The following is an 11,730-nucleotide window of genomic DNA, read 5'->3' as shown; positions in this document are numbered from 1 at the left end:
CTCGACGGCGCAGCTCGGCGGGGTAGGGAGACTTACCTGGCATGGACTCGATCCTCTCAAGAGATCAAGTCTCCACCGAAACCGGGGCGATTCAAAACCCTCACAAGCCCTTGAGATCTCTGCCACGCCCTCATCCTGAGCAATGGATGTCATGCGGTGCCAAAACTTCCTTCAGACCATGGACAGCCGAGCGCCAAGTCGTACCAAAAGAGACCGACGCCTGGTGCTAGAATCCGTCGACGAAATCACCGGCGTCACCACACTCGCGGCGAGAACGTCTGATGCCGGTCACGGAGAGGTCGTGAAAGCCTTCGACAGACCGGTCACGTCCAAGACCCTGCGCAACATGCCGTGCACATGGGCCAGCTTCATGCTGCCGCCTGCGGCGACAAGACACCCCTGTGCCTGAAGCAAGGCCCGCAGCCCGGTGGAGTCGCAGAAATGGAGGCCGGCAGTGTCGACGGTGAGACAGGTGCAGCCCTTCTCGAGGGCGGTGTCCACGAGTGGTTGCAGAAGCGGCGAAGAGGATAGGTCGAGGTCACCGTCCAGAATCAGATCGCCGGCAGGGGCATGGACGACCAGACGCAGGTCCAGTGTGTTCATCGAAAACCCCTCCGTTGATGTGGTCCACGTAACGGAGCAGCCCCTTGCGAGTTGCCACATCTATTGACACTACGCCCTGGCACTTCTGACCGTGAAAGCTCCGCCGCGGCCCACATGCCGTCAGGCATGAACCCCAACCACGGCAACGTGCACGGCTGGACGGCCAGGCCCAGCCACGCACCGCCAAGGCCTGGTGGAGCATTGCGACCCCTGTCCGGCACCGGGTCCGGGGTGCCGGTGCAGCACCCAGGCGATGCACAAGACGGCCGCAGCGACCATGGTCGCCGGGCACGACGTCAGCGTCCTGCCCGGCGTCATCGACGGCGAGTGGCCCGCCGAGGCGGGCGCCAAGGACCTGGTCGGAACCTTCCGCCGCCGGTCATCCTCAAGTAGGACTCCAAGGGCATGCCCCTGGCCCGCCGCAAACACGACCTGGCCGCAGCGGCAAAGGAATTACGCGAGGGCGTACGGGCGCCGTTCACCGAACGGTTCTAGCCCGGCCACTCACTCACCGCCGACGGCCTGGACAACGGCGAGCAGTCGCGGGTGCTGCCGCTGCTGGAGAGCCCGACCGAAGCGACTTCTACGTAGACGCCACCCGATCATTCGGTGCGCATCTGCCCGGCCTCGCGGCAGGCGTTCACGTCGCGGCATTTCCTTGGGGCGCGGCGGCGCGGGGCCGGTGGCCGTTCAGCGTGGCGCCGCCGGGCCTGTCCTTCCCTTTGCCGCTGGCGGCGGCCGAGACATGCACGATGCAGCCGTGCTCGTCACGGGCGTCGGCGTCCGGGTCATCCAGCCAGTGTCCGCCTTCGGCCAGGTAGCGGAAGCAGATGCTGGTGCCCTGCGGCAGGGCGATCACGGCGGTGTGGGCACCGTACTGGCTGCGCTGCATGGGGTGGGCGTAGGGGTCCCAGTGGTTGAAATCCCCGACCACCGAGACGTGTCCGGGAATGTCGGGAGGCAGCGTGAAGGTGACGTCGACCAGCCCGTCCTCGGTCGGCTCTCCCTGCCTGATCACGATATTCGCTCCCCTCGTCGCGTGGCGCACCCCATGCCCCCATGCCAGGCTCGGCACGATGTTAAGGCGACAGAACCCGGGCAAGGGGTGCGCCAACGCACTCATTGCACGCCCACGGCGCCGGGACGGCCAATTCAACGCGACGCCGGACGAGCACGTCTTGATCTGTACATGCCGGTCGCTTTACGCGCAGAGATGACCGGAGGGTTCGGCAACCACGTGCCGTCGGCGGCGGAATGTCGATCGATGATCTGTTTCATCCCCGAGCACCACCGGGGATCGGCAAGAACCCGGTCATGCCTGTTCGCGGACACCAAAGCCAGGGTTGCTCTTGGTTCGGGCCAGGGCCAGGCTCTGAACCGCGCCGTTTCTGTCGGAGATCAGGGCCTTCAACAGCGCCGGAACGGGGCCCCGCAGGCCGCCAGCCTCAGGCAATGACGGTCTCCACGATCAGAGATCCCAAGGCGCGCCCCGATCTGCTGACCCCGATGGTGGCCGAGGCGTGGCGCGCTCGGGCAGACGCAGCACGAACCGGGCCCCGCGGGGACTGTCCTGAGCGGTCAGGGTTCCGCCGTGGGCTTGGGCGATCTGCCGGGCGATCGGCAGCCCGAGCCCGGTGCCACCGGGGTCGCGGGCGCGGGAGGCTTCAAGGCGGGTGAAGCGCTGGAAGATGGCCTCCCGGTGCTCGGGGGCGATCCCTTCGCCGTCATCGCTCACCTCCAGCGTCACGACGCCGGCATCCAGCGTCAGGATGACAGTGACGGCGGAGGCGGCATGCCGTTCGGCGTTGTCCAGCAGGTTGTTCAGCAGCCGGGACAGCTCGATCCGTGAGCCGTCCACCATGACGCCGGGTGTGAGGCGGTGGCACAGGTCGGTCTTGGCCATGCGGCGCTCCAGGTCGCCGGCGACCAGTTCGGTGAAATCGATCGGCTCGTGGCGACCGGTGACGCCGGCGTCCAGCCGCGCTTCTTGGAGCAGGTCGCGAATGAGGGCCTGCATGCGTTCCACGCTGTCCAGGAGCGCGTCGGCGGTGCGCTGCCAGTCGGCCTGGTGCGGGTCGATCAGCGCCTCCTCGATGCGGATACGTATGGCGGTCAGGGGGCTGCGCAGGTCGTGGGAGGCGTCGGAGGCGAAGCGGAGCTGCTGATCCACCGCCGTCTGGGCGCGTTCCAACGCCCGGTTCGCGGTCTCGGCCAGGGTCCGCAGCTCGTCGCGGTATTTCGGCACGGGCACCCGGTGACGTAGATCACCAGACGTGGTGATGTGGGCCAGATTGCCGCTGATAGCGTCCACAGGCTGCAGCGTCTTGCCCACGATCCGATAGCTGCCGGCCACAGCCACCGCGACCAGCAGCACGCAGCCGATGGCGAGTGGGATGATCAGCTCTGAGCCGACGTACCAGGGGACGTCGGGGACGGCCATGTTCAGCTGCCAGACGCCGTCCTCGCGGTGGAACGGGTAGGCGAGCACGATCATGCAACGGTCGGGGAAGACCCTTGTGTCGCAGGAGGTGGTGGTGGCATAGGCATCGGGATCCGGGCGCAGGTTGGTCATCGGCGGCTTACGCGACATGTCACGGGTGGCCGTGACCATGATGCCGACCGGGTTGAACACCTGGATCGCCTGCCCTGGGCCGCTCTCGGTCAGATCGGGGACGCGCTGGCGCATTTGAGCGCCAAGATTCACGGCGCCGGTGAAGAGCTGATCGGTCCGGTAGTCGATAGCCGCCTGCCGGCCCATCACCACGATGAACACCGCCATAGCGGTGCACAGCAGTGCCGTGACGGCGCCGGCCACCACGGCCAGGCGGCACCTGATCGAATAACGATGCCACCAGCTCACTCTGATCACCCCCTCTGATCAGAGACACCGCGATACCTCCTTTGTTCCTTACCGGTTCACAGAAGAGCGACGACCAAAAGGTGGCAAACGTCAGCACCGACGCATGAAACACCCATCCCATGGCATGGGGACACCAGACATACAACGGTCAGGCGGTGGCTGTGGCGAGCACCTCGGCGAGGTTGCGATGTACACCGGCACCGCTGCACCGGTGAGGCGAAATACACGGGCGGCTTGGCGCCGCAGCGCGACCAGGCGGACCGCGCAACGGTCGTCCCGCGTCCTGGCGTACCCGCAGCTCGATAGTCGCTTCAGCTATCGCCTCGTCGAGAGCGTCCCCGGCGAAGTCGAAGGGGGCCGCCGTGGACCACGCCTCCACCCCGGTCTGCCTCACCGGTGCGGAAGCATGGCTTGTCCAGGTCCTTCGCCCAGCGGGCGCCCGGTTCTCGACCACCATGACCACGCCGGATGTCTCTGCGGCCCCGGTGCCTCAGACCGATCACGTGGATTCGCCGCACCGGAGCCGTACGTACCAGGACTATCGTGGAGGAGTGGGCGGACTCACCTTCCGGCGACAGCACCTACCGGGTGTCACCGTCATCTCCGTCGGTGGGGAACTCGACATGACCACCGCCGGCGAGGTGGAGGAGGCCATCCGCCGCACCTGTCAGCCGGGCGATGAGGTCGTCATCGATCTGGCCGGCACCCCGTTCATGGACTGCGTCGGATTGAACGCCTTGCTACGCCTGCGCTGGAAGGTGGGATGCAGCGGCGGCACGGTCCGGCTGGTCGCGCTACAGCGCGAGCCCGCCCGTTTGCTTCGCCTCACTGGCACTGAGCGGTATCTGTACGTTCACCGCAACCTCGCGGAGGCACTCGCCGTGGCCACCGCTGCCAGGCGACCAGCTTCCCGATGGGCCCATGGGGCTGACCGGACTTCGCCTCCTAATGCTTCGTAACGGTACAGTGCATCGATTGTTCTGATTACCGGTGAGTGGCGGGATCCGTCCTGAGCGCTGAGCCAGATGCGGCGCACCCGCCGAAGAGCCATGGGGCCTTGCCTCGATCACCCAAAGTCGCGCGGCTCCCGTACGCGGTGTGCCGCGTCATGTCCGTAACAGTGCGAACATGCCTGATGGCCCGTCGTTCCCGGCGAGGTGCAGGGTCGGACTTGCCCTTTGGCGAGGACAACCAGGTAGGAGCGCCGGTAGACCTCAGATGCTGCGGAGCCATGGCGCCTCGTGTACAGGAGTTCTGACGCATCGTGGCCATGCTGGCTGGGCGGGTTGTCCGGCCGGGTACCCGTCCACGACGTGAGGACGCATCGGTGCGCCGACTCTGCGGGCGTCGATCCTGCCCGCCGAAGATCCCGGCCGTGAGTTCGGAGACGAAGGTGAATGTGCTGTTCTCTGATACTGCTGTGTCTACCGGCGTAGCCGGTGGGATGCGGGTGCGGCCGACGGTGACGATAAAGAGCATCGACAGCGCGGTCAGGATGACGACGGCGAGGAACACGCATACGAGTTCGTGGCGCGTGGTGTGACAGGCGAAGCGTTGCGGCCCCTGTCTGGCGGAGGCGGTGTTCAGCGCGTCCATGCGCCAGGCGAAGGCGCGGTCTTGATGGCGGAGGTTCTGTTCGATCTCCCTCCCACCGAACAGGAACAGCCAGAAACTGACCGCGTTCAGCCGGGGAAAGGCGACGTCGGGTGCACCGATCTGCAAGGGCATGATGACGTTGGCGAACCCGGCGAACAGCAGCAACATGATCGTGCCGTGCATGGTGAACAGCTGGTCGTACGTTTCCTGACTCACCAGGTCCATGCCGGGCTGGATCAACTCGGCGCGAATGACCAGCGCCATGATGCCGGCCAGCGCGAAGAAGAGGAACGAGGCGATCAGATACATGTAACCGATCACCTTGTGATCGATGGACGACAGCCAGTCGGCGCCGATCCGGCCGATGTGATGCGCATGCCGGCGGGGACAAGGCCTGTCACAGCAGTGCTTGGCTGCATGCCGACCGCCTGTGCGTGACTTCGTGGCGTGCTGGTTTAGGGTTCAGATGATGTTGACCGAGAGCTTCGCGACAGAAGCCGATTGCCTTTTCAGGACAGTCGGACGCGGTTGAGCGCTTGACCGGCGGTGGATCTGGACAAATCGTGGATCGGCTGCAGATGCGGTTGCGGGCAAATGTGAGTTGCTCGATCATATCTGCGGCCGAATTTTGCAAGGAAAGGGGTTATTCGGCCTCGGCTTTTTCGTGCGGGATCAGGCGAGCCAGTTGTCTGGCATTGACCTGTGCGTTGTCGCGGTAGCAGTTGTTCATGAGAATGTGCGTCGTGTCGGCGCCATCGGCCAGCCGCCGTAGCCGGGGCGCCCACTCCCCCAACTCCTTCTCGCTGTAGAGATAGCCGAACCGCTCGTGGACGTCGTGGCTGGTCCATTTCGCCGAATGGCCGTGGAAGCGCACCACGGCCAGGTCCGTGGTGGCGGCGAGCACGGGCGGGATGGAGTCGGGGTAACCCTGAGGCATGTCCACGCTCACGTACGGAAGCCCGTAGGAGGTGAGGAAATCCAGCGTCTCTGCCTGGTTCTCCTCGCTCATCCAGGTGTGGTTCCGGAACTCGACGGAGATCCGCAACGGATCGCAGCGTGCCTTGCACTCCAGGATGTACTGCTTGTTGCGCTTGCCGATCGGAAACCACCGCGGAAACTGGAAGAGGACCGCGCCCAGCCTGCCCGAGTCGTGCAGCGGCGCCAGGGCCGTCAGGAACCGGTCCCATATCTGCTCGACGGCCTGCGGGTCCAGGTCGCGGAGGTAGAGGTTCTTCTTGGTGTCGCCAAGGCGGTCCCGCAGGTCTTTGGGCAGAGCCGTCGGCTTGGTCGGATGCTGGGTCAGCAGCGAGAACGCCTTGATGTCGAAGGTGAACCCCGCCGGAGTGCGGTCGCGCCAGAGGGAGACCGTGCTCTCTGGGGGTGGTGCGTAGTAGGACGAATCCACCTCCACCACGGGGAACCGGCTCGCATAGTAGGCCAGCCTCTCCTGCGCGGAGGTGACGTCGTCGGGATACCACCCCGACTCCAGCAGCGTCTTGTCGGTCCACGAAGCGGTCCCCACCAGGATGCGGCCCATGCCCGACCCGTACCCGAACCGTCCCTATCGAGACGCACGGCCCCGCAGCCGACCGCCGCAGCGTTGCTCACGCTGGCCGCCATGGCCGCCTGCACGCATCGGTTCTGCCGACGGCCTCGAGACACTGGCGGACCCGCTCAGCCGTGAATCACATGACTCCGCGAGCCCGTGACGGGGAACCGAGGTGATCAGCACCCCATGCCCCCACCAGCTCCGCTGCCGCCTCGGCGCGCCCGGGAAGCGCCGAGCCAGCAGCGGTCGGCCCCTTCCGGGCTGGACGCCGGGCAGGTGAACGACTTCTTTCTCCCCGCGGCGGGGCACGCGCCGAGCGCGGGTGACCGCCTCCTCCGGATTGCGCCCGTCGGTGAACATCCACGTGGCCCAACGCTCCGGGATGTCCAGGGCCGGGCGCGATGTGCGTGCACAGGATTGAGGGGCACGGGCGAAGCCCGTCAGTGTCGTACCTGTAATGGCGATGGCCACGCGTGGGCCAGGGTTTCCCTTCGATCAGGCCCGCTGTCCCACTCCGGTCAGGAACTCCCGGACTCTGCCCGGCCCACTGGTGCGAGACGACAGCGGGGGCGTGTCCATGTCCGCCGCGGCGCGCGTGCCTTCAAGGAGTTCCTGGATGGCCTCGACCGCGGTGTGGGCAGGGGCCCAGCCCAGTTCGGTACGAGCGCGGGTGGTGTCCATGATCGGCAGATGGAGCAGCATCTCGAGGAGACCCGGTGAGGCAGGTACCAGGCGCATGTGCCAGGCGACGGCTGCCGCGCCGTGCAGCAGCCATTCCGGCGCCGGAACGAGACGCGCATCCAGCAGATCCGCCAGCACGCGTGGTTCGACGATCGGATCGGCTGCGATGTTGAACGGGCCCGAGACCGGTTTGGTGACCGAGAGCCGGTAAGCCTGGGCGGCGTCGTCGGCGTGCAAAGCTTGGAAACGAAGCCCTGGCGTGTCCGGTACGAAAGGCACCAGGCCTGGACGCACCAGCTGATGGGGCAGGAAAGGACCGGCGAACAGTCGCCGCTGCTCGGTGGCGGCCTCACGCTTGAAGATGAAGCCCGGGCGCAACCGTACCACCCGGACCGCCGGATGATCGCGCTCGAACACGTCCAGCGCCCGCTCCACGTACGCCTTCTCCCGCCCATAGGCCGCCATCGGCCAACCGTGCGTCGGCCAGTCCTCGGTGACAGGAGTGTCTTTGGGGCCGGGCGAGTAGGCGCCCACAGAAGAGGCGTAGACCAGGACCGGGACCTGCGATCGAGCCACCGCGTCGAACACGCGCAGGCTGCCCAGCGCGTTGGCCCTCCACGTGGTCCGGGGATTCCGCGTCGGCTGGAACAGCCAGGCAAGATGCACGACCGCGTCGGCTCCTCGCAAGTGCGGAGCCAGGTCGTCGGTCGCGACGTCCAGCATCTGCCACGCGGTCTTGTCCGGATGCCAATCTGGCAGCCTGCGCGCCAGTCCAAGGATTGAGGTGACGCCGGGATCGGCGGCGAGTGCGGAGACGACGCTGGTGCCGACGTTGCCGGTCGCGCCGATGACGACTACACGCATGCGCGCCCGCTGCCCGGCGGCCCAGGCGTCAAACCCCAGGTCACGTTGCTGGTGCGCCAAGGGGAGAACGAGCCATGGCGCATGGGGCGCTACGGACGGTTCGAGATACACGCGAACGCCCCCTGCTTCGACCACTTCATCGTGAGGGAGCGGTCCACCCGAGATCGACAGTTCAGGGGATGCGGCAGGACCGTCGACAGACGCCGATGCGATACGCAGGCCGGTGTCTGGCGGTATTTCCGGCTCTGACGTCAGATAACGGATTGCTGCGACCGCGTCGGCGGTCAGCGTGAGGCGTGTTTGTGCCAGATGGAGAACCGGGATGACCACAGCGGATCATCGGCGAGAGAGCGTGCCGTCGCCAGCCCGCGGCATTCACGAGCACGCACGGGAAGACCTCTTCAGGGCCGCGTCCATCCCCGGCCACGTTCAGACCGTATCCGCCGACGATCAGGTGGAGGTGGACCGCGGCGGCGGCAACACGAGTCGTCGAGATAGCGGGACAATCACCGGCCGGTGGACGCGACATCGAGTCGAATCCGTGTCCCGAGCCGCATGGCATCACCGGCCGCGAGGCGCCGGCCTGGGCCGGTGGAGACGACGGCTTGTTTCCGTGGGTACCGGCTGAGCACGTGCGGCCCCATGGATCATTCACAGGCACCGATCCTGCAAGCGTTGCAGGCATACCACGACAGCGGACAGTTGCCTTTCACCCCGCCCGGCCACGAGCAGGGCCGGGGCGTCGATCCGCGGGTCAGGGCGGTGCTCGGCGAGGCGGTCTTCCGCTCGGACGTCCTCGCGGTCGGCGGGCTCGATGATCGCGCATCCTCCGGAGGAGTCCTGGAGCAGGCCCAGCAGTTGATGGCCGACGCAGTGGGCGCCGGACAGACGTTCTTCTCCACCTGCGGCAGTTCCCTGTCCGTCAAGGCGGCGATGTTGTCGGTGGCAGGGCCGCGCGAAAAGCTGCTGATCGGCAGGGACGCCCACAAATCCGTGGTGGCGGGCCTGATTCTGTCCGGGATCTGCCCGGTATGGGTGGAGCCGCAATGGGACGAGGACCTGCACCTGGCTCATCCCCACCTCACCGCAGGCGTTCGCCGACGCCTTCGACGAGCATCCCGATGCGCGAGGCGCTCTGGTGGTGACGCCCTGGCCGGGGATGTACGCTCGCACATCGAGGCCATCGAGGGGCTGCACCTGCATGGCCGCGACGACTTCTGCGGTCCCGGGCGTGCCTTCGACGCCGACCCGCTGCAGCTGGTCGTGGACGTGAGCGCCTTGGGGACGGGCGGCTACCAGATCGCCGACTGGCTGCGCGAACACCACCGGATCAACGTCGGCCTCGCCGACCACCGCCGCATCGGCGTGCAGCTCACCCACGCCGATGACAGCCAGACGATCGGCACGCTGCTTGACGCGTTGCAGGATCTCCGCAAGCCCGCAACCGAGCTGCCGCCCCCGCCGCGCGTGCAGATCCCTCGCCGTGCGAGTTGCGGCTGGAGCAGGCCATGGTGCCCCGTGATGCGTTCTTTGCCAGAATCGACCACTTCCGTGACAGCAGGCAGCAGGTCGCGTCGCCGTGGAACTCCTCACGCCCTACCCGCCCGGCATTCCGGCCGTACTGCCGGGAGAGCGCCTGACTGACAAGGTCCTGCGATACCTGCACAGCGGCACCGAGGGCGGCCTGGTCATCCCGGACGCGGCCGACGTCTCCTTGAACACCGCCGCGTGGTGGCCGGAGACCGTTGACGCAGACCCACGAGCATCGTGCCCAGTCGACGCAGACGGGCGGCGGTGTTCGGCGTGGGCGTAGCGAGGTGTGGAAGACGTGATCGTGGGGCAGCGGGTCTGGGCGGATGTGGTCACGGTGTCGCCCTGGAGGGAGCTGGATGGCGCGATCAGCGAGGCCGGTCGTGGCGACGGGCCGGCGCACGCGCATTCCAGGCTGCGGCGCTACCACTCCCCCGGCGGGCCGCCCCGCGTCGCTTGAGGGAGGGACATGCGTCTGCACAGCGTCATGGCCCCGATGCTCGCCAAGCGCGTCGATCACTTCCCGGTGGGGCGACCGGGAGAGTTCTTGTTCGAGCCGAAGCTGGACGGCTTCCGCTGTCTGGCAGTCGTCGACTCCGACCGGGATGTGCATCTTCAGTCACGGCACGGGAGCAGGTTCAACGAGCGCTTTCCTGAGGTCGTGTGGGCCGTCTTCAAGCATCTGCCCGCGGCCACTATCGCGGATGGCGAGATCGTGCGCTGGTCCTCGGGCAGACTCGACTTCGCCGCGCTCCAGCACCGCATGGTCGTCGGACGCCGCGCGGCCGAGCAGCTGGCCCGGACGCAGCCGTGCCACTACGTCGTTTTCGACCTGCTGCGGATATGCGGCCGCGACATGATCGCCAAACCGCTGATCGAACGCCGTAAAGTGCTGGAGGAGTTGTTCGCGTCCGTGCCCGCGGCCGGCGTCCTGGCGCTCGGCATGCAGACTGCCGACGACAGCGAAGCCCGCGCCTGATACGGCTCGCTGCACCTGGCGGGGGTCAGGGCCCGACCGACCGATTAGGCCTTGCCGTCCAGCTCGCCACGTGCCCTGGCTGGGGTTCGTGCCGGACGAGGTGGACTCGGCGCCGCAGGTGGCCGTGGCCCGCCTGGCTGAGCGGCTGGGAGTGGATCCGGCCGTTCTCGCCGAGTACGATCAGCGGGAGCAGACACGCAGCAATCATCTGCGGTTCGTGGCCGGCTATCTGGGCTGGAAGAGCGCTCCAGCAGGGAGCACCGCGATGAAGGAGCTGGAGCAGTTCCTGCTGGACCGTGCCGTGGAACACGACTCACCCACGTTGCCGTTCAACCTCGCCACCGACTATCTGATGGCGGCCAAGAGGATACGGCCGGGCGTGACGATGCCGGCCAAGATGGTGCCCACCGCCCGGACCAGCGCCACCGCGCTGACCTGGGACTGGAGACCGCTGCGCCCGGCGACTGTGGCTGTGATGTGACCCGCCAGGACAAGAAGGAGCCAACCGGCCCTGCCAGCCTGGGGACATGCCGTCCCGCCTTCTCAGGGTCTGCTGTGGGTGAGCAGGGCGAGCAGTGGAGCAGGCCATAGGCGGCCGTCATGTCCGCAGCAGCATACGTCACGGGCGTCCGGTCCGGGCGATGCCGGGAATGAGGGCGCCCAGATCGGCCGTGCGCGGCTGATGGAGAGTGACCTCGATGTCGAGCGGACGCGAGGCGGCAACGGGTCGATGCTCGTCACGCCGACTGACTGCGTGGCTGGCGCCCTGTCGCATACCTCCTGCGGAGGCAAGGTGTCGGCCGCGTGCTGGCCGAGCCCGCGTTTGACCGGCACGGTAAGGCTGTCGGCAACAGGGCGGTGAACTCATGCACGCCGCGTCGTCGCCGCTGGCCAGCACGACCGGCGCGCCATAGGAGCCGCCAGCAGGGTGTTGCTCCCGAGCTCGTCGTGGGAGCTGCCGTTGATGCGCACGTCGAGGATGGCGTCGGCGATGGTGTGGGCGAGCACAGAGCCGCTGCCCCCGCGCGGGCGTGGTGGCCCACGAAACCAGGCGACCTCGCGGGGTGC

The 11,730-nt window shown here is 67.2% G+C and carries 13 protein-coding genes; 6 read left to right on the top strand and 7 right to left on the bottom strand.

Annotation, left to right across the window (positions count from 1 at the left end):
• Positions 1–288: 288 nt before the first annotated feature.
• From ACIBI9_RS64315 to ACIBI9_RS64305, 3 genes are all read right to left on the bottom strand, one after another.
• Positions 289–603 (bottom strand): STAS domain-containing protein, encoded by a 315-nt coding sequence (locus ACIBI9_RS64315; RefSeq protein ID WP_397238404.1) that lies wholly within the window; start codon positions 601–603, stop codon positions 289–291.
• 640 nt (positions 604–1,243) lie between these two features.
• Positions 1,244–1,621 (bottom strand): isoamylase early set domain-containing protein, encoded by a 378-nt coding sequence (locus ACIBI9_RS64310; protein ID WP_397238402.1) that lies wholly within the window; start codon positions 1,619–1,621, stop codon positions 1,244–1,246.
• Positions 1,622–2,071: 450 nt separating this feature from the next.
• Positions 2,072–3,463: a sensor histidine kinase gene (locus tag ACIBI9_RS64305; RefSeq protein ID WP_397238400.1), complete on the bottom strand. Its 1,392-nt coding sequence runs from the start codon at positions 3,461–3,463 to the stop codon at positions 2,072–2,074.
• Between the two features lie 551 nt (positions 3,464–4,014).
• Between ACIBI9_RS64305 and ACIBI9_RS64300 the strand changes: the two genes are divergently transcribed.
• Positions 4,015–4,422 (top strand): STAS domain-containing protein, encoded by a 408-nt coding sequence (locus ACIBI9_RS64300; protein ID WP_397238399.1) that lies wholly within the window; start codon positions 4,015–4,017, stop codon positions 4,420–4,422.
• Positions 4,423–4,447: 25 nt separating this feature from the next.
• Here ACIBI9_RS64300 and ACIBI9_RS64295 read toward each other — a convergent pair whose 3' ends face one another.
• The 3 genes from ACIBI9_RS64295 to ACIBI9_RS64285 all read right to left on the bottom strand — a co-directional run bounded on the left by ACIBI9_RS64295 (position 4,448) and on the right by ACIBI9_RS64285 (position 8,483).
• On the bottom strand, positions 4,448–5,425 hold the full coding sequence (locus ACIBI9_RS64295) for a cbb3-type cytochrome c oxidase subunit I (protein ID WP_397238408.1): 978 nt from the start codon (positions 5,423–5,425) through the stop codon (positions 4,448–4,450).
• A 277-nt stretch (positions 5,426–5,702) separates the two neighbouring features.
• Entirely contained in the window at positions 5,703–6,596 is an 894-nt protein-coding gene (locus ACIBI9_RS64290; protein ID WP_397238397.1) for a DUF72 domain-containing protein, read from the bottom strand.
• A gap of 507 nt (positions 6,597–7,103) precedes the next feature.
• Positions 7,104–8,483, bottom strand: a complete 1,380-nt coding sequence (locus ACIBI9_RS64285; RefSeq protein ID WP_397238395.1) for an NAD-dependent epimerase/dehydratase family protein — start codon at positions 8,481–8,483, stop codon at positions 7,104–7,106.
• Positions 8,484–8,744: 261 nt separating this feature from the next.
• On the opposite strand from ACIBI9_RS64285, the gene ACIBI9_RS64280 reads away from it, so the two are divergent.
• The 5 genes from ACIBI9_RS64280 (at position 8,745) to ACIBI9_RS64260 (ending at position 11,143) form a co-directional block, all read left to right on the top strand.
• The gene (locus ACIBI9_RS64280; RefSeq protein ID WP_397238393.1) at positions 8,745–9,797 is read left to right on the top strand and encodes a hypothetical protein; all 1,053 of its coding nucleotides are present in this window, start codon (positions 8,745–8,747) and stop codon (positions 9,795–9,797) included.
• Entirely contained in the window at positions 9,733–9,966 is a 234-nt protein-coding gene (locus tag ACIBI9_RS64275; RefSeq protein WP_397238391.1) for a hypothetical protein, read from the top strand. The genes ACIBI9_RS64280 and ACIBI9_RS64275 overlap by 65 nt, the downstream gene beginning before the upstream one ends.
• Positions 9,967–9,981: 15 nt before the next feature.
• Positions 9,982–10,143, top strand: a complete 162-nt coding sequence (locus tag ACIBI9_RS64270) for a hypothetical protein (RefSeq protein WP_397238389.1) — start codon at positions 9,982–9,984, stop codon at positions 10,141–10,143.
• A gap of 36 nt (positions 10,144–10,179) precedes the next feature.
• A complete protein-coding gene (locus ACIBI9_RS64265; RefSeq protein ID WP_397238388.1) occupies positions 10,180–10,662 on the top strand; it encodes a hypothetical protein in 483 nt (160 codons plus the stop codon).
• Between the two features lie 70 nt (positions 10,663–10,732).
• On the top strand, positions 10,733–11,143 hold the full coding sequence (locus ACIBI9_RS64260; RefSeq protein WP_397238386.1) for a DUF4158 domain-containing protein: 411 nt from the start codon (positions 10,733–10,735) through the stop codon (positions 11,141–11,143).
• 138 nt (positions 11,144–11,281) lie between these two features.
• On the opposite strand, the gene ACIBI9_RS64255 is transcribed toward ACIBI9_RS64260, so the two are convergent.
• The gene (locus tag ACIBI9_RS64255; RefSeq protein WP_397238406.1) at positions 11,282–11,713 is read right to left on the bottom strand and encodes a M55 family metallopeptidase; all 432 of its coding nucleotides are present in this window, start codon (positions 11,711–11,713) and stop codon (positions 11,282–11,284) included.
• Between the last annotated feature and the right edge of the window lie 17 nt (positions 11,714–11,730).

The sequence above is a fragment of the Nonomuraea sp. NPDC050451 genome (assembly GCF_044458585.1).
This window is presented reverse-complemented; position numbering and strand designations above follow the sequence as displayed.

Bases quoted from the DNA above. Each gene is read 5' to 3' on its own strand.
- ACIBI9_RS64315 (WP_397238404.1), bottom strand. From the start codon at position 603: ATGAACACACTGGACCTGCGTCTGGTCGTCCATGCCCCTGCCGGCGAT.
- ACIBI9_RS64290 (WP_397238397.1), bottom strand. From the start codon at position 6,596: ATGGGCCGCATCCTGGTGGGGACCGCTTCGTGGACCGACAAGACGCTG.
- ACIBI9_RS64265 (WP_397238388.1), top strand. From the start codon at position 10,180: ATGCTCGCCAAGCGCGTCGATCACTTCCCGGTGGGGCGACCGGGAGAG.